Raw genomic sequence first — 17,716 nt, 5'->3', positions numbered from 1 at the left:
CCGCAGACATGCCCCTGACTGACCTCCTGGCGGCCGTGCAGACCCAGCTCTGCACGGCCACCGACCGCGACAGCGTCCTGCAGGCCGCCGCCGGGTTGCTGGCCTGCCGCCAGGCCAATGCCGAACAGATCTACCTGAACCTGTGCCAGCGCGAAGCGCTGGGCAGTACCGCGATCGGCCACGGCATCGCCATTCCCCACGGCCGCGCGCCGACCCTGGACCGCCCCCGTGGCGCCCTGCTGCGGCTGGCTACCCCGGTCGACTTCGGTGGCGACGAGCCGGTGGACCTGGTGTTTGCGATGGCCGTCCCCGCCCACTACACCCACCAGCACCTGATGCTGCTGTCCGAGCTGGCCGAGTTGTTCTCCGCGCCCGGCATCCGCCAGGCGCTGCGCGCGGCCGGCGATGCCCGGGCCCTGCGCCAGGCCCTTGAGCTGACGCCACCTGCGAGCGCCGCATGAATACCAGCATCACCGCCCGTGAACTGTTCGAACAGCAGCGCGAGCGGCTGGGGCTACGCTGGGCCGCCGGCAAGTCCGGCGAGAAGCGTGAACTGGAGGCCGGCAATACGGTCTCGCGGCGGCCCTCGCTGGCCGGCTACCTCAATGCGATCTACCCCAACAAGGTGCAGATTCTCGGCACCGAGGAGCTGTCCTGGCTGGACGCGCTGGAACCGCGCCAGCGCTGGGAGACCATCGAGAAGATCATGCAGTCGCACCCGCTGGCGCTGGTGCTGACCCGCAACCAGCCCTGCCCGGAAGACCTGCGCGCGGCCGCGGACGAGTCCGGTACGCCGCTGTGGCTGTCCCCCAAGCGCGGCCACGAACTGCTCAACCACCTGTCCTACCATCTGGCGCGCACGCTGGCACCACGCGTGATCCTGCATGGCGTGTTCATGGAGATCTACTCCATCGGCGTGCTGATCACCGGTGAAGCCGGGTCGGGCAAGAGCGAACTGGCGCTGGAGCTGCTCAGCCGCGGCCATCGCCTGGTGGCCGACGATGCACCCGAATTCACCCAGATCGCCCCCGACGTGCTCGACGGTACCTGCCCCGAACTGCTGCAGGACCTGCTGGAAGTGCGTGGGCTGGGCGTGCTGAACGTGCGCGAGATGTTCGGCGACACGGCTGTAAAGAAGAACAAGTACCTTCGGCTGATCGTCCATCTGACCAAACCGATGACCGAACCCACGCCACATGGCTACGAGCGCCTGACCGGCGATTCGGGTACCCGCCATGTGCTGGACCTGGACGTCCCGCTGATCACCCTGCCGGTGATGCCTGGCCGCAACCTGGCCGTGCTGACCGAGGCGGCCACCCGCCTGCATATCCTGCGCACCAAGGGCATCGATCCGGCGGCGATGTTCATCGCCCGCCACAGCAATCTGCTGGAACGGCGAACGCCCTGACCCCTGCCTTTCGAAGAGCCCGTCCATGAGCACCGCCGCCCCCACCGCCCCGACCCTGATCATCGTCAGCGGCCTGTCCGGCTCGGGTAAATCCGTGGCCCTGAAGACCTTCGAGGACCAGGACTACTACTGCTCGGACAACCTGCCGATCAACCTGCTTCCGGATTTCGTGCGCAGCCTGCTGGCCAACCACGATGGCAGCGCGCCGCGCCGGCTGGCGGTGGGCATCGACGTGCGCGGCCAGGCCGATCTTGGCCAGCTCGGCGACTGGCGGCAGCTGGCCACCGACGCCGGCGTGGAAGTGAAGGTACTGTTCTTCGAGGCCAGCGATGAAACGGTGCTCAAGCGCTATGCCGACACCCGTCGCCGGCATCCGTTGAGCCAGTTGGGCCTGTCACTGCCCGAGGCGATCGCGCGCGAACGTGTGCTGACCGCCCCGCTGCGCCGTGAGGCCGATGCGGTGATCGACACCAGCGCGCTCAACGTGCACCAGCTGCGGCGACGGATCATCACCGAGTTCACCCTGGACCACGCCACCCGGCTGTCGCTGCTGTTCGAATCGTTCGCCTACAAGCGCGGCGTGCCGGCAGAGGCGGACTTCGTGTTCGATGCGCGCGTGCTGCCCAACCCGCACTGGGACCCGGAACTGCGCGCGCTGAGCGGCCGCGAGCCGGGCGTGCGCGACTACCTGGAAGCGCAGCCCGACGTGCAGCGCTACCTGGCCCAGCTGATGGACTTTCTCGATACCTGGCTGCCGAAGCTGGGCGACGGCACCCGCAGCTACGTGACCGTGGCGTTCGGCTGTACCGGTGGCAAGCATCGATCGGTGTTCCTGGCCGAGCGCATGGCCCGCCACGCGCGCGAGATGGGCTGGGAAGACGTGGCGACCTACCACCGCGAACAGGATTGAGGGGGCGGCCGGGCTGCACCCGGCACCCTCGGTAGTGCCGGCCGCTGGCCGGCAACAGCAACAGCAACAGCAAAAGCAAAAGCGGCATTACGTGGAATGGCAGGGCGGTGTGGGTAGGCAGGACACGCCGTGAACCCGTCCTTGGGGGCTCGATGGCGCCATCCATGGCGCCAACGGTCCTGCCTACCCACACCACCCCGCCTCTGACAGATTCCGTGTGCTGTTGGTGGGTGTCGACCTTGGTCGACACGATGGATCCAGGCCATGCGTGGATGAACCTCTGTCAGGCATCGGAAAGACGGACAGGGTCGGATCGCTTTTTCGGCGAAACGGGGATGCCACCCGGGCAACGCTGAATACGGGACACAGTGCCCCTCTCCTGCTGCTATCGCCGATTCACCTTGACCTGTTAACGTGCAGTAATGACCTGTGGCATTCTCCTCGTAACACATCCCGGGGTCGGGACCGCCCTGCTTGAGGTGGCGACCCGGCTCCTGCGGCAATTGCCGCTGAAGACCGAAGCTTTCGAAGTACCGTTCGACGCAGACCTGGACGCCCTGCTCCCGCTCGCCTCGGCCGCCCTGCGGCGGGTCGACGGCGGTGAAGGCGTGCTGATCCTGACCGACCTGTACGGCGCCAGCCCCGCCAACCTTGCCGGGCAGCTGGCCCGGCTGGGGACCCCGGTTCGCCGGGTGTCGGCGCTGAGCCTGCCGATGTTGCTGCGGGTGATGAATTATCCGGAACAGGGACTGGATCAACTGCCCGCCACAGCCGCGGCGGGTACCCGTAATGGAGCGATAGTCGACGATGCTTGAACGAGAACTCACCGTCAGCAACCGCCTGGGCCTGCATGCCCGGGCCACCGCCAAGCTGGTGCAGACCCTGGCGCCGTTCCGCTGCAACGTGACCATGGCCGCCAAGGGCCGTGAGATCAACGCCAAGAGCATCATGGGCGTGATGCTGCTGGCTGCCGGCCAGGGCACCCCGGTCACCGTGCGCATCAACGGCGAGGACGAAGCCGCCGCGATGGAGGCGGTGGTGGGCCTGTTCGAACGCCGTTTCGACGAGGACAGCTGAGCGTGCCACGCGCACGCGCCGGCCAGCTCCCCTCCGGCCAGCGGCCGGTGCAGCTGCTGGCCGGCCATGGCGCAGCGCGCGGCACGGCCATGGGCCGCGCCCGCGTGCGCCTGCCGCATGCCCTGGAGGTGGCCGAACAGCGTGTCGCCGCCCACCAGGTCGAGGCCGAGCTCGCGCGCCTGCACCATGCGGTGGATGCGGCGCGCACGGAAATGCACGAGCTGCGCCAGCGCCTGCATGGGGCACTGAACCAGGAAGTGGGCGAGTTCCTCGACCTGCACGCGCTGCTGCTGGACGACCCCGAGCTGCTGTATGGCCTGGACGAACTGATCCGCAGCGGCCCGTACAGCGCCGGCTATGCGCTGCGCCTGCAGCGCGACCGCCTGGCCAGGGTCTTCGATGGCATGGACGATGCCTACCTGAAGAGCCGCATGGACGACCTGGACCATGTGATCGGCCGCATCCACGCCTTCCTGCAACCCGAGCGCCCGCCTGCGATGAAGGGCCTGGCCGGCGAGATCCTGGTCTGCGACAACATCGCCCCGTCCGAGCTGGCGCAGCTGCAGGCACAGGGCGTGGTCGGCATCGTCACCGCCGCCGGCAGCGCGCTGTCGCACAGCGCGATCCTGGCACGCAGCCTGCACCTGCCGCTGATCGTCAACGTACCGCAGCTGCTCAGCCGCATCGCCGATGGCGACGTGCTGATCATCGACGGCGCCGACGGCAGCATCACGGTCAACCCGCAGGCCGACAACCTGCGTGACTACCGCGCACGGCTGAAAGAGCATGCGCGCGAACAGCGCGAGCTGGGCCGCCTGCGCAGCAAGCCCAGCCGGACCCGCGACCAGGTCGACATCGCCCTGCTGGCCAACGCCGAATCGCTGGAGGACGTGACCCAGGCGCATGCGCTGGGCGCGCAGGGGCTGGGCCTGTACCGCACCGAATTCCTGTTCCTGCAGCGCAACGAGCTGCCGGACGAGGAAGAACAGTTCCAGACCTACCGCGATGCCGCGCTGGGCATGAGCGGGCGTCCGGTCACCATCCGCACGCTCGACCTGGGCGCGGACAAGGCCGATCGCACCGGCCTTACCTTGAGCAACGAAGAGAATCCGGCACTGGGCCTGCGCGGCGTGCGCCTGTCGCTGGCGCGGCCGAAGGTGGCCGACACCCAGCTGCGCGCGATCCTGCGCGCCTCGGCCTACGGCAAGCTGCGCGTGCTGGTTCCGATGGTCAGTACCCGCGAGGAGCTGCTGGCGGTGCGCCGGCGCATGCTCAAGCTGACCGAACAGCTGCGCGGCGAGGGCCACATGGTGTCCGACCATGTGCCGCTGGGCGCGATGATCGAAGTCCCCGCGGCCGCACTGGCACTGGAGAGCTTCATCGATCTGGTCGACTTCCTGTCGATCGGCACCAACGACCTGGTGCAGTACCTGCTCGCCGCCGACCGCAACAACGAAGCGCTGGGCGAGCTCTACTCGCCGTTGCACCCGGCCGTGCTGCGGCTTCTGCAGATGGTGATCGACACCGGCGCGCGCCACCGCATCCCGGTCGCTGTCTGCGGCGAGATGGCCGGCGATGCGCGGATGACGCCACTGCTGCTGGCGCTGGGCCTGAGCGAGTTCAGCCTGCATCCCGGTACGTTGCTGGAGGTGCGCCGGGCGATCCGCGAGGCCGACCTGGGCGCCTTGCGCGCCCGCGCGACGAAGCTGCTGGCCGCGCGCGACCGCCGCGGCATCGAGCGCTGGCTGGCACTGGTGGCAGACACGCCCTGACCACCCAGGGTAGTGCCGGCCGCTGGCCGGCAACCTCATGAACTTCGATGAGGACGATTGCCGGCCAGCGGCCGGCACTACCCTCACCCCAGCGGCTATGCGTTGAAACATCCCCTTGCGATAATGACGCGCTGAACACCCCTGTTGCCGCATCCTTGCCGGGATCGCGGCTTTTCTTATCCCGCGGGAGCTGCGATGGCTGAAGCTGTACGCCACGACAAGACTGCGCGCCAACTGCGGATGCTGTCCGATGCACTGGACAGCGGCCGGCTGGGGCCGGTGCGTCGGCTGGTCAACACCCTGGCCCCGGCCGAGATCGGCAACCTGCTCGAATCGCTGCCGCCGGGCAAGCGCGAGGTGGTGTGGGGCCTGGTCGATCCGGAAGATGACGGCGAGGTGCTGGTCCACGTCGGCGAGGACGTGCGCGAAAGCCTGCTCGCGGACATGGACCCGGACGAGATCATCGCCGCGGTCGAAGACCTGGACATCGACGACCTGGCCGACCTGGTCGAAGACCTGCCGGACACGGTCATCGACGAAGTCCTCAAGTCGATGGACCGCGAGAACCGCGAGCGCCTGGAACAGGTGCTGTCCTACCCCGAGGACAGCGCCGGCCGCCTGATGAATCCGGACGTGGTGACCGTGCGCGCCGACGTCAACGTCGATGTGGTGCTGCGCTACCTGCGCCTGCGCGGCGAACTGCCCGACCACACCGACCACCTGTTCGTGGTCAGCCGGCGGCACCAGTACCTCGGGCGGGTCTCGCTGGCCGCGCTGGTGACCCACGAGGACACCACCCCGATCAACCGCCTGATCGACGACGAGCAGCCGGCCATCGACGTCGGCGAGAGCGACCAGGAAGTGGCACGGCAGTTCTCCGACCATGACTGGATCTCCGCGCCAGTGGTGGACGACAACAACATCCTGATCGGCCGCATCACCATCGATGACGTGGTCGACATCATCCGCGGCCAGGCCGAGCACCAGGCGCTGGGCGCCGCCGGCCTGGACGAGGACGAGGATCTGTTCAGCCCGGTCTGGCGCGCCATGCGCCGGCGCCTGATGTGGCTGTCGGTGAACCTGTGCACCGCGTTCCTGGCCTCCAGCGTGGTCGGCCACTTCGAAGGCACCATCGACAAGCTGGTGGCGTTGGCGGTGCTGATGCCGATCGTGGCCGGCCTGGGTGGCAATGCCGGCACCCAGGTGCTGGCGCTGATGGTGCGCGGCCTGGCGCTGGGCCAGGTGGGCGCGTCCAATGCGCGCACGCTGCTGTGGAAGGAAGTGCGGGTCGCCCTGTTGAACGGCGTGATGCTGGGTTCGGTGCTGGGGCTGATCGTGCTGGCCTGGTTCCACTCGCCCGGCCTGTCGGCAGTGATCGCGATCGCGCTGACCTGCAACCTGCTGTTCGCCGCGCTGGCCGGCGTGCTGGTGCCACTGACGCTCAAACGCTTCGGCTTCGACCCGGCGCTGGCCAGCGGCATCTTCCTGACCGCAGTAACCGACTCGATGGGCTTCTTCACCTTCCTCGGCCTGGCCACCCTGGTGCTGCTGCACTGAACCCTGCAGGGTCGGATCCCCGCCACGCGGGGCTCTGACCCGATCCCAACTGGAACACCCATGGCAACAACGATCGAAAACTACTTCCAGCCCGGCTGGCGCGACCAGCAGCACACCTGCCCGGCCTGCGAATGGAAGGGCAGCTCGCGCGGCATGGAGATGGAACTGGACGAGGACGCAACCGAGTACGACTGCCCGGTCTGCGAGAACCCGCTGCTGGTGGTGCTGCACCCGGACATGGCGCAGGTGCAGGCCGCCGCTGCTGAAGGCAATGCCGAAGCACAGGAACAACTGGACATCATCGCCAGTTTCCCGCGCCCGCAGTGACGCGGCGCATGATGCCGCGTTGACGGCAGCGGACTACGATGGAGGCGTTCCCGCCGCCCCAGGAATTCCCATGGTCCGTTCCATGTCGCGCTGGCTGCCGCTGCTGGCCCTGCTGATGATGACCGGTTGTGCCTCGCTGCCGGACAGCGCGCGTGGTCGCTTCGAAGCCCGCGCAGTCAAAGTGGACGGCGAGACCGCCTACTACCAGGTGTTCATTCCGGCCGGGCTGAAGGCCCCGGCGTCCGCCAGTGTTCCGGTCATCCTGTTCCTGCATGGCTCGGGCGAGCGCGGCAGTGACGGCATCAGGCAGACCCACGCGGGGCTGGGCCCTTATCTGCGCGAGCATCCCGACTTCCCGGCCCTGGTTGTCTTCCCGCAGGCAGCAAAGCACTCGGAATGGAGCGGCCACAACAACCGCATGGCCCTGGCCGCGCTGGACGCAACGATCGCCGAGTTTGGCGCCGATCCTTCGCGCCAGTACCTGACCGGCATGTCGATGGGCGGCTACGGCAGCTGGAACATCGCCCTGGACGACCCACGCCGCTTTGCCGCGATCGTGCCGGTATGCGGCGCCGTGCTGGCACCGCGCGCGAAGCGACCGACCCTGTTCGTCGAGCAGGTCGCGCATGAGTCCGATCCTTACGCGGTGATCGCCCAGCGCCTGCAGCACGCACCGATCTGGATCTTCCACGGCGCACTGGATGATGTGGTGCCACCGGACGACGACCGCAGGCTGCACAGTGCCTTCCAGAGCGCCAACGCGCGCGACGTGCGCTACACCGAGTACCCGGAAGGCAACCATAACGCCTGGGACGCCACCTACGCCGATCCGGCGATGTGGGCCTGGCTATTCGCGCAGAAGCGCTGAACCACCGCTCCTGCCGGGAAACATCTGTTGGTGGGTGTCGACCGTTGGTCGACATGGGAGCTGGTGGGTGCCGACCGTTGGTCGACATGGGAGCTGGTGGGTGCCGACCGTTGGTCGGCATGGGAGCTGGTAGGTGCCGACCGTTGGTCGGCATGGGAGCTGGTGGGTGCCGACCGTTGGTCGGCATGGGAGCTGGTAGGTGCCGACCGTTGGTCGGCATGGGAGCTGGTGGGTGCCGACCGTTGGTCGACACTATCTCTCCGATCCAGAAAGCTCGATTGCCTCGAACTTCCCATCCATCCCCCATCTACACCACGCATGGGGATACTCACCAAGCTGCGTTGCCAATCCTACCCTGATCGGATTCCCCACCACGTACATCGCATGGCGGAACAGCGATTCATCAGAGCGGATCGCGTGATCGTGATAGCTCGATTGCCAGAATCTTCCTGACCGGCCGAGCATGCGATTGATCCGCAATGCACTGCTCGATTTGAAGCGTTGCATGATGTAGTCCAGTGAGAACGCGCGGAGCTCCACAAGCCAATGGATGTGGTCTGGCATGACCACATAGGCAAGCGAGTGCGTCAGACCTTCAGCGTCGATGCGACGGACCAAGTCCATCACCACGTGTGCCGCGGCGGCATCCTCGAAGTCGCGTCGACGTCCCTGGGTGACGGAGGTCAGAAGGTAGGTTTGTCCGATCAGGGAATGGCGGCCAAGTCTCAGGCGTGCTCGGTTCATGGGCACAAGCGTGTGCGCGACAGCTGCTGTTGCCTATCGGGCAACTGCGTCGATGCAGGTAGGGGCAGTGCCGACCAACGGTCGGCACCTACCCAGATAGTCCAGGGTGAATTCCCATTGTGCCGACCAACGGTCGGCACCTACCCAGATAGTCCAGGGTGAATTCCCATTGTGCCGACCAACGGTCGGCACCTACCCAGATAGTCCAGGGTGAATTCCCATTGTGCCGACCAACGGTCGGCACCTACCCAGATAGTCCAGGGTGAATTCCCATTGTGCCGACCAACGGCCGGCACCTACCCAGATAGTCCAGGGTGAATTCCCATTGTGCCGACCAACGGTCGGCACCTACCCAGATAGTCCAAGGTGAATCCGCCTTTGTACCAACCGACGGTTGGCACCCACCAGAGCGGTCAGCCCAGCAGGGTTTCCAGCACGGCCATGCGCACGGCGACGCCGTTGGCGACCTGGCGCAGTACCCACGACTGCGGGCCGTCGGCCACCTCGTCGGTCACTTCCACGCCGCGGTTGATCGGGCCCGGGTGCAGCACGGCAGCATCCTTGCCGGCGCGCGCCAGGCGTTCGTTGGTCAGCCCGTACTCGGCGTGGTACTGCTCCAGCGACGGCACCAGGCCTTCTTCCATGCGCTCGCGCTGCAGGCGCAGCATCATCAGCGCGTCGACACCTTCCAGCATGGCGTCGAAATCATCGCCGACCACGCAGCCCTTCAGGGTCTCGTCGTCCGGCAGCAGCGACTGCGGGCCGCATACGCGGATCTCGCCCACGCCCAGGGTACGCAGCGCATGCAGGTCGGTGCGGGCCACGCGCGAGTGCTTCACGTCGCCGACAATCACTACCTTCAGCTTCGAGAAGTCCGGGCCCTTGGCCTGGCGCAGGGTCAGCATGTCCAGCAGGCCCTGGGTCGGGTGCGAGCTGCGGCCGTCGCCGGCATTGATCAGTGCGGTGCCCTCGCCCGCCGCTTCAGCCAGTGCGGCGACGGCGCCATCATCGGGGTGGCGCACGACGAAGCCGCGCACGCCCATCGCTTCCAGGTTGCGCAGCGTGTCGCAGGCGGTTTCGCCCTTGCGCGTGGACGAGGTCGAGGCATCGAAGTTCAGCACGTCGGCGCCCAGGCGCTGCGCGGCCAGCTGGAACGAGCTGCGGGTGCGGGTGGACGGTTCGAAGAACAGCGTGCATACCGCCGAACCGGCCAGCACGTGCCGCTTGTTGCCGACGCGGCCGACCGCGGCGTCGCGGATCTGCCCGGCGCGGTCGAGCAGCTGCAGCAGGGTTTCGCGCGGCAGCCCCTCAAGGGTCAACAGGTGGCGCAGGCGTCCGGAGGCATCGATTTGCTGGGCGGTCATGGCGGGAGTCGTGCAGTCAGGGAATGGGGGTGGCGTCGTCGGGAGACGACAGCCAGCGATCGATGATCACCGCCGCGGCCACGGCGTCGAGGGCGGCCGCATCGCGGCGGCGCTTGCGCCCTTCGGCGCGCTCGACGGCGAAGCGGCGGGCGGCCTCGACCGAGCTCGAGCGCTCGTCGATCATCACCACCGGCAGCTTGAAGCGTTCCCGCAGCTGGCGGGCAAAGCCCTGCGCGCGCTTGCGGTTGGGCTGGTCCTGGCCGTCCAGGGTCAGCGGGTCGCCAACGACCAGGCCATCGGGCTTCCATTCCTTGAGCAGGCGTTCGATCGCCGCCCAGTCCGGCCCATTGCCGTGCACATCGACCACGGCCACTGCGCGTGCATGGGCGGCGAAGGCACTGCCGATGGCCACGCCGATACGCCGCGAACCGACATCGAAACCCAGAACCGTGCCGTCGCGGCGGATGGCCGGGGCAGCAGACACCGGTGCAGGGGCCGCCGGATCAGACATGGCCGCTGTAGTCGGTCAGCCGGAACAGATCCACGCCGATGCGCGAGGCCGCGCCTTGCCAGCGCTGCTCCAGCGGCAGCTGGAATACCAGCTCGGCATCGGCCGGCACGGTCAGCCAGCTGTTCTCGGCCAGCTCGCTTTCCAGCTGCCCTGCGCCCCAGCCGGCGCAGCCGAGGGTGACCACGGCGTTGGCCGGGCCTTCGCCGCGCGCCATCGCTTCAAGGATGTCGCGTGAGGTGGTCAGGTACAGGCCCTCGCCCACGGTCAGGCTGGAATCCCACGCCCGTGCGTCATCGTGGATGACGAAGCCGCGTTCGGGGTGCACCGGGCCGCCATTGAGCACCATGCGCGCCTGCAGGTCACCATCGCCGGTGGTGATGTCCATCTGGGCGAGCACCTCGCCCAGGGTGTATTCGGACGGCTGGTTGACCAGCACGCCCATCGCGCCGTTCTCGTCGTGCTGGCAGATCAGCGCGACGCTGCGGGCGAAGGTCGCGTCGAGCAGCGACGGCAGCGCGACGAGCAGGTGATCGGCAAGGGAGGTCGGCGTTACTGGCATGGCGCCATTCTAGCGGCTGGGCGCGCCGGGCGCCTCCACCCGGCGGTCACGGCGCGCATAATGGCCAGCCCGTACCGCAGGAATTCAACGTGTCCGGCTACTGCCTCATCGCACCGGGCCATCCGGTGCACGATTACTACCACGCCAACGAGTACGGCTTCCCGCAGCGCGACGAACGCGAGCTGTTCGAACGGCTGGTGCTGGAAATCAACCAGGCCGGCCTGAGCTGGGAGACCATCCTGAAGAAGCGCGAAGGCTTCCGCGCGGCCTATGACGGCTTCGACGTGGACCGCGTGGCGGCCTATGCCGAGCAGGACATCGAACGGCTGCTGTCGGATGCGGGCATCATCCGCAACCGGCTGAAGGTGCTGGCGGCGATCCACAACGCGCAGGTGATCCAGCAGCTGCGGGCCAGCCATGGCAGCTTCGCCGCCTGGCTCGATGCCCACCACCCGCTCAGCAAGGCTGACTGGGTGAAGCTGTTCAAGAAGACCTTCCGCTTCACTGGCGGCGAGATCACCGGCGAGTTCCTGATGAGCCTGGGCTACCTGCCCGGTGCGCACGCCGCGGACTGCCCGGTGCATGCGCGGCTGCTGAAACTGTCGCCACCGTGGTTGCAGGCCTCCCGGTAGTGCCGGCCGCTGGCCGGCAGCCTCGCCAGGCCACAGGTGTTGCCGGCCAGCGGCCGGCACTACCGTCGAATCGTCACACGCCCATGTAACGGCCGGGGCGGTGGTTGAACATCAGCACCAGGCTGAGCACCACCGCGCCGATGGCCGAATACAGCACCTTCGACGGCGACAGCACGAAGAACGCGGCCACCATCAGGCAGGCGTCGTAGGACATCTGCACCTTGCCCGCGCTCCAGCCGCGGGTGCGCTGCAGGTACACCGCCAGGATGCCGATGCCACCGAGGCTGGCACGGTGGCGGATGAAGAACAGGATGCCCAGGCCGGACAGCGCGCCACCGACGATGGCCGAGTACAGCGGGTGGATATGCGAGAAATCGATCCAGCGCGGCAGCAGGTCGGTCAGCACGCCGCAGGCGGTGACCGCGGCAAAGGTCTTCAGGGTGAATTCCCAGCCCATGCGGCGCAGCGCCACCCAGTAGAAGGGCAGATTGACCAGTACGAACACCACGCCGAAGTTCCAGTCCAGCGCGTAGTGCAGCAGGAAGGCCATGCCGGCCATGCCGCCGATCATCAGCCCACTCTTGGCGAAGATGGCCAGGCCCAGCGAGGCCACCATCGTGGCCAGCACCATGCCCTGCACGTCCTCGGCGATCGAGTGGCGCAGTGCTTTTTCGTCGGCGGTGGTGCCGGCACTGTCGGGCGGCGGAGTCAGCGGGCCAGCGGTGACCAGGTGGCCGTCAGCGTCGTCGCACGGCGCGGGGCCATGGGATTCAAGGGACATGCGGGTGGGGGAACAACGGGTGGGGAGCGGTATTAAACACGATCCGCATGACAGTTGCAGATGAAATCGTTCAGCTGAAGGCCCTCCACCCTGCCCCCGACCCGCGGCTGATCAGCCCTTGCCGGCCAGATGGTGCGCCACCAGCGCGTTGGCATGGCCATGGCCCAGCCCGTGCTCGCTCTTCAGGAAGCTGACCAGTTCCATGTGCTTCAGGCCCTTCTTGCCCGCCAGCAACCCGAACCAGTGCGCCACCGGCTGGCCGTAGGTCTTCTCGATGGAGGGGAAATACGAGGCCGGGCCTTTCGGCGTGGTGTCAGTGCTCATGTGCTGCTCCCGTTGAAAGTCATTCATTCGACGAACCACAGACGTGGAAATCGACATCCCCAAATATCCGACCCCGTGTCGTCCAACGGTCGGCACCTACCACCAGCAGCAGGTTCCAACAGCTCGCGGGAAACTGTCGAAGGCGGGGTGGCTCAGGTTGCGGGGGCGTGAGCGCCATGGATGGCGCGACCGAGGCTACATGGACGTACTTGCGCCGTCCCCCGCAACCTGAGCCACCCCGCCTCCCGCAGGAAGCCCGATTTTGAAGTTGACGTTGCCGTTGTTTCGGCAGGTGCCGGGCGCAGCCCGGCCGTATCATCCCCTCATGTCCCGTGAAAACCTCAACGACCTGCAGGCCTTCGTCCACGTCGCCCGCGCGGGCAGCTTCACCAAGGCCGCCGCCCAGCTCGGCGTCTCCCAGTCCGCGCTCAGTCATGCCATGCGCGGCCTGGAACAGCGCCTGGGTGTGCGCCTGCTGACCCGCACCACCCGCAGCGTGTCCACCACCGAGGCCGGCGCCCGCCTGCTGGAAACGCTGGCCCCGCGCCTGGCCGAGATCGAGGACGGGCTGGCCGCACTGGCCGAGTACCGCGAACGCCCGGCCGGCACCATCCGCATCAACGCCACCGGCCATGCCGCCGAGTACATCGCCTGGCCGCGGCTGGCACCGTTGCTGCAGCAGTATCCGGAGCTGAAGGTGGAACTGACCACCGACTACGGCCTGGCCGACATCGTCGCCGAACGTTACGACATCGGCATCCGCCTGGGCGAGCGCCTGGCCCGCGACATGGTCGCGGTGCCGATCAGCCCGCCACTGCGCATGCGCGTGGTCGGTGCGCCCCGCTACTTCCACCAGCACGTGGTACCACGGCATCCGCACGACCTTGCCGGGCACAACTGCATCACCCTGCGCCTGCCCACGCATGGCGGGCTGATGCCGTGGGACTTCGGCCAGGACGGCAACGAGCTGAGCGTGCGCGTTGGCGGGCAATGGACCTTCAACACCATGGGCATGACCCGCGCCGCCGCGCTGGCCGGCAGCGGCCTGGCCTGGCTGCCGGAAGACCAGGTGCAGCCGATGCTGGACGATGGTCGCCTGCAATCCGTGCTGGACGACTGGTGCCCGCATTTCGATGGCTACTACGCGTATTACCCGTCGCGCCGCCACGTCACCGTGGCGATGCGCACGGTGCTTGATGCATTGCGCGGGCCGATGGGGAATTGAGGAGTGCGGACCAACGGTCCGCACCCACCACCAACCGTCCGCACCCACCTTCAACGGCCCGCACCCACCTGGTGATCAGCCCTTGGCCTGGGCGGCGCGCTGCGCGTTGTAGCGCTCGCCGACGATCAACACTTCGTCCAGCGCCTGTGCGATGCGCTGCAGCTCCTCCGGCGCCAGCTGCAGTGCGGCCGCCCCCAGGTTCTCGTCCAGGCGGTGGACCTTGGTGGTGCCCGGAATCGGCACGATCCACGGCGCCTGCGCCAGCAGCCAGGCCAGCGCCACCTGCGCCGGTGTGGCGCCCCGTGCCGCGGCAATCGTGCTGATGCGATCGACCAGCGCCTGGTTGGCCTGGCGTGCTTCCACCTCGAAACGCGGCACGGTGTTGCGGAAGTCGTTGGCATCGAAAGTGGTCTCGGCGTTGATCGCGCCGGTCAGGAAGCCACGGCCCAGCGGGCTGAATGGCACGAAGCCAATGCCCAGTTCCTGCAGGGTAGGCAGCAGTTCGCGTTCCGGTTCGCGCCACCACAGCGAGTACTCGCTCTGCACGGCAGTGACGGGCTGCACCGCATGCGCGCGGCGCACGGTGGCGGCACTGGCCTCGGACAGGCCGAAGTGGCCGACCTTGCCTTCGGCGATCAGGTCACGCACGGTGCCGGCCACATCCTCGATCGGCACGTTCGGATCGACGCGGTGCTGGTAGAACAGATCGATATGGTCGGTACGCAGGCGCTTGAGGCTGGCCTCGGCCACCGCACGGATGTTCTCCGGGCGGCTGTCCAGGCCGGTATCGACACGCGCATCCTTGAAGCCGAACTTGGTGGCGATCACCAGCCTGTCGCGGTACGGCGCCAACGCCTCCCCGAGCAGATCTTCATTGGTGTACGGGCCGTACACCTCGGCGGTGTCGAAGAAGGTCACACCGCGTTCAACGGCGGCCTGCAGCAGGGCGATGCCCTGGCTGCGCTCGACCGGCTGGCCATAGCCATGGCTCAGGCCCATGCAGCCCAGGCCCAGGGCGGAAACCTTCAGGCCGCTGCGGCCGAGTTCACGTGTCTGCATCGTCGTGCTCCAGAGGGGGGAGCGCTGACGATACGCCTGCACGGGCGCAGGATTGAACCGACGGGATGGCAGTCGGTCATGACTGGAATTCATCAATCGCCAGCGCGCCCGGTAGAGTCGAGCTTGCTCGACTGCGCTCGTAGAGTCGAGCTTGCTCGACTGCGCTCGTAGAGTCGAGCTTGCTCGACTGCGCTCGTAGAGTCGAGCTTGCTCGACTGCGCTCGTAGAGTCGAGCTTGCTCGACTGTTCCTGTAGTCGAGCAAGCTCGACTCTACAGATCGTTGGGTCACCGGATCTCGGAGATCTCCACGCCATCCAGCCCCTGCGACAGGGTGCGCGCGTCGCCGCCCTGGCTGAGCTTGATGCGCAGGCGCACTTCGTTCTGCGAATCGGCGTAGCGCAGTGCGTCCTCGTAGCTGATCTCGCCGGCCTGGTACAGCTCGAACAGGCTCTGGTCGAAGGTCTTCATGCCCAGCTGGACCGAATCCTTCATCACTTCCTTCAGCTTGTGGATCTCGCCGTCGCGGATGTAGTCCTGCACCAGCGGCGTGCCCAGCAGGATCTCCATCGCCACCTTGCGCGAGCGGCCATCGGGCGAAGGAATCAGCTGCTGCGCGACCACGCCCTTGAGGTTCAGCGACAGGTCCATCAGCAACTGGTTGCGGCGGTCTTCCGGGAAGAAGTTGACGATGCGGTCCATCGCCTGGTTGGCGTTGTTGGCATGCAGGGTGCACAGCACCAGGTGTCCGGTTTCGGCGAACGCGATGGCGTGGTCCATGCCTTCGCGGGTACGCACCTCGCCGATCATGATCACGTCCGGCGCCTGGCGCAGGGTGTTCTTCAGCGCTGCTTCCCAGCTGTCGGTATCGATGCCGACTTCGCGCTGGGTGATGATGCAGCCCTCGTGCTTGTGCACGAACTCGATCGGGTCTTCGATGGTGATGATGTGGCCGGTCGAGTTCTGGTTGCGGTAACCGATCATCGCTGCCAGCGAGGTCGATTTACCGGTACCGGTAGCACCGACGAACAGGATGATGCCGCGCTTGGTCATCGCCAGCGTCTTGATGATCGGCGGCAGGCTCAGCTCTTCCACGGTCGGAATGCGCGTCTCGATGCGGCGCAGCACCATGCCGACCTGGTTGCGCTGGTAGAAGCAGCTGACACGGAAGCGGCCGACACCGGACAGGCCGATGGCGAAGTTGCACTCGTGGGTCTTCTCGAATTCCTCGCGCTGCGCCGGGGTCATCACGTTGAGCACCAGGTCGCGACTCTGCTGCGGCGTGAGCGGGGTCTGGGTGATCGGCGAGATCTTGCCGTTGACCTTCATCGCCGGCGGCATGCCGGCGGTGATGAACAGGTCCGAGGCGCGCTGGTGCGCCATCAGCTTGAGGAACGAAGTGAAATCGATGGTGGTCGCGGTGGTGTTCACGGCGGGCTCCCAATGGGGCATGTACCAGGAAACGGTCGATGGAGGAAACGGCACGGAACGGCGGCGCAGTGGCGCACGCCGCCCCGTTGCTGCCTCGCCTTACTCGAACAGGCGCTTGTCCTTGGCGTAGTCGCGGGCCTGGTTGCGGGTGATCAGGCTGCGCTTGACCAGGTCCTGCAGGTGCTGGTCCAGGGTCATCATGCCGTACTGCTGGCCGGTCTGGATGGCCGAGTACATCTGCGCGACCTTGTCCTCGCGGATCAGGTTGCGGATGGCCGGGGTGCCGACCATGATTTCCCAGGCTGCGGTACGACCGCCGCCCACCTTCTTCAGCAGCGCCTGCGAGATCACCGCACGCAGCGACTCGGACAGCATCGAGCGCACCATCGGCTTTTCGCCGGCCGGGAACACGTCGATGATGCGGTCGATGGTCTTGGCCGCCGAACTGGTATGCAGGGTGCCGAACACCAGGTGGCCGGTTTCCGCCGCGGTCAGCGCCAGGCGGATGGTTTCCAGGTCGCGCAGTTCGCCGACCAGGATGATGTCCGGGTCCTCACGCAGCGCCGAGCGCAGCGCTTCGTTGAAGCCATGCGTATCGCGGTGCACTTCGCGCTGGTTGATCAGGCACTTCTGCGAGGTGTGCACGAATTCGATCGGATCCTCGACGGTGAGGATGTGGCCGTATTCGTTCTTGTTGATGTAGTCGATCATCGCCGCCAGCGTGGTCGACTTGCCCGAGCCGGTCGGGCCGGTCACCAGGATCAGGCCCTGCGGCTGCTGGATCACCTCGCGGAACAGCGGCGGGCAGGCCAGGTCTTCCAGGGTCAGCACTTCGGACGGAATGGTACGGAACACCGCACCGGCGCCGCGGTTCTGGTTGAACGCATTCACACGGAAGCGCGCCAGCGACGGAATCTCGAAGGAGAAGTCCACTTCGAGGAATTCCTCGTAATCGCGGCGCTGCTTGTCGGACATGATGTCGTACACCAGCGCGTGGACCTGCTTGTGGTCCAGGGCTGGGATGTTGATCCGGCGCACGTCGCCGTCCACGCGGATCATCGGCGGCAGGCCTGCGGACAGGTGCAGGTCGGACGCTTTGTTCTTTACGGAAAACGCCAACAGCTCGGCGATATCCATGAGCGGCTACTCCCCAATAACGGCTTCGACTG

General features: G+C 67.0%; 20 protein-coding genes. 11 read left to right on the top strand and 9 right to left on the bottom strand.

Features of this window, described 5'->3' with window-relative positions:
• Positions 1-8 precede the first annotated feature (8 nt).
• The 9 genes from VN11_RS05320 (at position 9) to VN11_RS05280 (ending at position 7,919) form a co-directional block, all read left to right on the top strand.
• Positions 9-461: a PTS sugar transporter subunit IIA gene (locus VN11_RS05320; protein WP_053449005.1), complete on the top strand. Its 453-nt coding sequence runs from the start codon at positions 9-11 to the stop codon at positions 459-461.
• Complete coding sequence (gene hprK / locus VN11_RS05315) at positions 458-1,408, top strand: HPr(Ser) kinase/phosphatase (RefSeq protein ID WP_004147299.1); 951 nt, start codon at positions 458-460, stop codon at positions 1,406-1,408. Before VN11_RS05320 ends, hprK begins: the two co-directional genes overlap by 4 nt.
• Before the next feature lie 25 nt (positions 1,409-1,433).
• Entirely contained in the window at positions 1,434-2,318 is an 885-nt protein-coding gene (gene rapZ, locus VN11_RS05310; protein ID WP_053449004.1) for an RNase adapter RapZ, read from the top strand.
• Between the two features lie 422 nt (positions 2,319-2,740).
• Positions 2,741-3,133: a PTS sugar transporter subunit IIA gene (locus VN11_RS05305; protein ID WP_006422749.1), complete on the top strand. Its 393-nt coding sequence runs from the start codon at positions 2,741-2,743 to the stop codon at positions 3,131-3,133.
• Positions 3,126-3,395, top strand: coding sequence for an HPr family phosphocarrier protein (locus tag VN11_RS05300; protein WP_005408385.1), 270 nt, complete (start codon positions 3,126-3,128; stop codon positions 3,393-3,395). Before VN11_RS05305 ends, VN11_RS05300 begins: the two co-directional genes overlap by 8 nt.
• A gap of 2 nt (positions 3,396-3,397) precedes the next feature.
• Positions 3,398-5,167, top strand: coding sequence for a phosphoenolpyruvate--protein phosphotransferase (gene ptsP, locus VN11_RS05295; protein WP_053449003.1), 1,770 nt, complete (start codon positions 3,398-3,400; stop codon positions 5,165-5,167).
• Positions 5,168-5,362: 195 nt separating this feature from the next.
• Complete coding sequence (mgtE, locus tag VN11_RS05290) at positions 5,363-6,724, top strand: magnesium transporter (protein WP_008266103.1); 1,362 nt, start codon at positions 5,363-5,365, stop codon at positions 6,722-6,724.
• A gap of 60 nt (positions 6,725-6,784) precedes the next feature.
• Entirely contained in the window at positions 6,785-7,051 is a 267-nt protein-coding gene (locus VN11_RS05285) for a hypothetical protein (RefSeq protein WP_053449002.1), read from the top strand.
• Between the two features lie 70 nt (positions 7,052-7,121).
• Positions 7,122-7,919 carry a prolyl oligopeptidase family serine peptidase gene (locus VN11_RS05280; protein WP_080374873.1) on the top strand — a complete coding sequence of 266 codons (798 nt, stop codon included), beginning with the start codon at positions 7,122-7,124 and terminating at the stop codon, positions 7,917-7,919.
• 252 nt (positions 7,920-8,171) lie between these two features.
• On the opposite strand, the gene VN11_RS05275 is transcribed toward VN11_RS05280, so the two are convergent.
• The 4 genes from VN11_RS05275 to VN11_RS05260 all read right to left on the bottom strand — a co-directional run bounded on the left by VN11_RS05275 (position 8,172) and on the right by VN11_RS05260 (position 11,097).
• Positions 8,172-8,663, bottom strand: coding sequence for an REP-associated tyrosine transposase (locus VN11_RS05275; protein ID WP_053449001.1), 492 nt, complete (start codon positions 8,661-8,663; stop codon positions 8,172-8,174).
• Between the two features lie 413 nt (positions 8,664-9,076).
• Positions 9,077-10,027: an aspartate carbamoyltransferase catalytic subunit gene (locus tag VN11_RS05270; protein WP_049456205.1), complete on the bottom strand. Its 951-nt coding sequence runs from the start codon at positions 10,025-10,027 to the stop codon at positions 9,077-9,079.
• A 16-nt stretch (positions 10,028-10,043) separates the two neighbouring features.
• A complete protein-coding gene (gene ruvX, locus VN11_RS05265; protein WP_180879650.1) occupies positions 10,044-10,511 on the bottom strand; it encodes a Holliday junction resolvase RuvX in 468 nt (155 codons plus the stop codon).
• Between the two features lie 19 nt (positions 10,512-10,530).
• On the bottom strand, positions 10,531-11,097 hold the full coding sequence (locus VN11_RS05260) for a YqgE/AlgH family protein (protein ID WP_006422622.1): 567 nt from the start codon (positions 11,095-11,097) through the stop codon (positions 10,531-10,533).
• 89 nt (positions 11,098-11,186) lie between these two features.
• Here VN11_RS05260 and VN11_RS05255 point away from each other — a divergent pair, with 89 nt between their 5' ends.
• Positions 11,187-11,729, top strand: coding sequence for a DNA-3-methyladenine glycosylase I (locus tag VN11_RS05255; protein ID WP_053449000.1), 543 nt, complete (start codon positions 11,187-11,189; stop codon positions 11,727-11,729).
• A 73-nt stretch (positions 11,730-11,802) separates the two neighbouring features.
• On the opposite strand, the gene VN11_RS05250 is transcribed toward VN11_RS05255, so the two are convergent.
• Positions 11,803-12,510 (bottom strand): YitT family protein, encoded by a 708-nt coding sequence (locus tag VN11_RS05250; RefSeq protein WP_049456208.1) that lies wholly within the window; start codon positions 12,508-12,510, stop codon positions 11,803-11,805.
• 111 nt (positions 12,511-12,621) lie between these two features.
• Complete coding sequence (locus VN11_RS05245; RefSeq protein ID WP_053448999.1) at positions 12,622-12,834, bottom strand: DUF4287 domain-containing protein; 213 nt, start codon at positions 12,832-12,834, stop codon at positions 12,622-12,624.
• A gap of 325 nt (positions 12,835-13,159) precedes the next feature.
• Between VN11_RS05245 and VN11_RS05240 the strand changes: the two genes are divergently transcribed.
• Positions 13,160-14,059, top strand: a complete 900-nt coding sequence (locus VN11_RS05240) for a LysR family transcriptional regulator (RefSeq protein ID WP_053448998.1) — start codon at positions 13,160-13,162, stop codon at positions 14,057-14,059.
• Between the two features lie 75 nt (positions 14,060-14,134).
• Here the strand turns inward: VN11_RS05240 and VN11_RS05235 are convergent, their stop codons facing one another.
• The 3 genes from VN11_RS05235 to VN11_RS05225 all read right to left on the bottom strand — a co-directional run bounded on the left by VN11_RS05235 (position 14,135) and on the right by VN11_RS05225 (position 17,684).
• Positions 14,135-15,118: an aldo/keto reductase gene (locus tag VN11_RS05235; RefSeq protein WP_053448997.1), complete on the bottom strand. Its 984-nt coding sequence runs from the start codon at positions 15,116-15,118 to the stop codon at positions 14,135-14,137.
• 286 nt (positions 15,119-15,404) lie between these two features.
• A complete protein-coding gene (locus VN11_RS05230) occupies positions 15,405-16,568 on the bottom strand; it encodes a PilT/PilU family type 4a pilus ATPase (protein WP_049434422.1) in 1,164 nt (387 codons plus the stop codon).
• Positions 16,569-16,646: 78 nt separating this feature from the next.
• On the bottom strand, positions 16,647-17,684 hold the full coding sequence (locus tag VN11_RS05225) for a type IV pilus twitching motility protein PilT (protein ID WP_006422551.1): 1,038 nt from the start codon (positions 17,682-17,684) through the stop codon (positions 16,647-16,649).
• Positions 17,685-17,716: the final 32 nt, after the last annotated feature.

Origin of the sequence: Stenotrophomonas maltophilia (assembly GCF_001274595.1) — a bacterium.
In the GTDB taxonomy this organism is placed as follows: Bacteria; Pseudomonadota; Gammaproteobacteria; order Xanthomonadales; family Xanthomonadaceae; genus Stenotrophomonas; species Stenotrophomonas forensis.
This window is presented reverse-complemented; position numbering and strand designations above follow the sequence as displayed.

Coding starts and splice junctions, on each gene's coding strand:
- VN11_RS05240 (WP_053448998.1), top strand. CDS start 13,160: ATGTCCCGTGAAAACCTCAACGACCTGCAGGCCTTCGTCCACGTCGCC.
- mgtE (WP_008266103.1), top strand. CDS start 5,363: ATGGCTGAAGCTGTACGCCACGACAAGACTGCGCGCCAACTGCGGATG.
- VN11_RS05230 (WP_049434422.1), bottom strand. CDS start 16,568: ATGCCCCATTGGGAGCCCGCCGTGAACACCACCGCGACCACCATCGAT.
- hprK (WP_004147299.1), top strand. CDS start 458: ATGAATACCAGCATCACCGCCCGTGAACTGTTCGAACAGCAGCGCGAG.
- VN11_RS05320 (WP_053449005.1), top strand. CDS start 9: ATGCCCCTGACTGACCTCCTGGCGGCCGTGCAGACCCAGCTCTGCACG.
- VN11_RS05225 (WP_006422551.1), bottom strand. CDS start 17,684: ATGGATATCGCCGAGCTGTTGGCGTTTTCCGTAAAGAACAAAGCGTCC.
- VN11_RS05235 (WP_053448997.1), bottom strand. CDS start 15,118: ATGCAGACACGTGAACTCGGCCGCAGCGGCCTGAAGGTTTCCGCCCTG.
- VN11_RS05275 (WP_053449001.1), bottom strand. CDS start 8,663: ATGAACCGAGCACGCCTGAGACTTGGCCGCCATTCCCTGATCGGACAA.
- VN11_RS05305 (WP_006422749.1), top strand. CDS start 2,741: ATGACCTGTGGCATTCTCCTCGTAACACATCCCGGGGTCGGGACCGCC.
- VN11_RS05280 (WP_080374873.1), top strand. CDS start 7,122: ATGGTCCGTTCCATGTCGCGCTGGCTGCCGCTGCTGGCCCTGCTGATG.
- VN11_RS05260 (WP_006422622.1), bottom strand. CDS start 11,097: ATGCCAGTAACGCCGACCTCCCTTGCCGATCACCTGCTCGTCGCGCTG.
- VN11_RS05250 (WP_049456208.1), bottom strand. CDS start 12,510: ATGTCCCTTGAATCCCATGGCCCCGCGCCGTGCGACGACGCTGACGGC.
- VN11_RS05245 (WP_053448999.1), bottom strand. CDS start 12,834: ATGAGCACTGACACCACGCCGAAAGGCCCGGCCTCGTATTTCCCCTCC.
- VN11_RS05300 (WP_005408385.1), top strand. CDS start 3,126: ATGCTTGAACGAGAACTCACCGTCAGCAACCGCCTGGGCCTGCATGCC.
- VN11_RS05285 (WP_053449002.1), top strand. CDS start 6,785: ATGGCAACAACGATCGAAAACTACTTCCAGCCCGGCTGGCGCGACCAG.
- rapZ (WP_053449004.1), top strand. CDS start 1,434: ATGAGCACCGCCGCCCCCACCGCCCCGACCCTGATCATCGTCAGCGGC.
- VN11_RS05270 (WP_049456205.1), bottom strand. CDS start 10,027: ATGACCGCCCAGCAAATCGATGCCTCCGGACGCCTGCGCCACCTGTTG.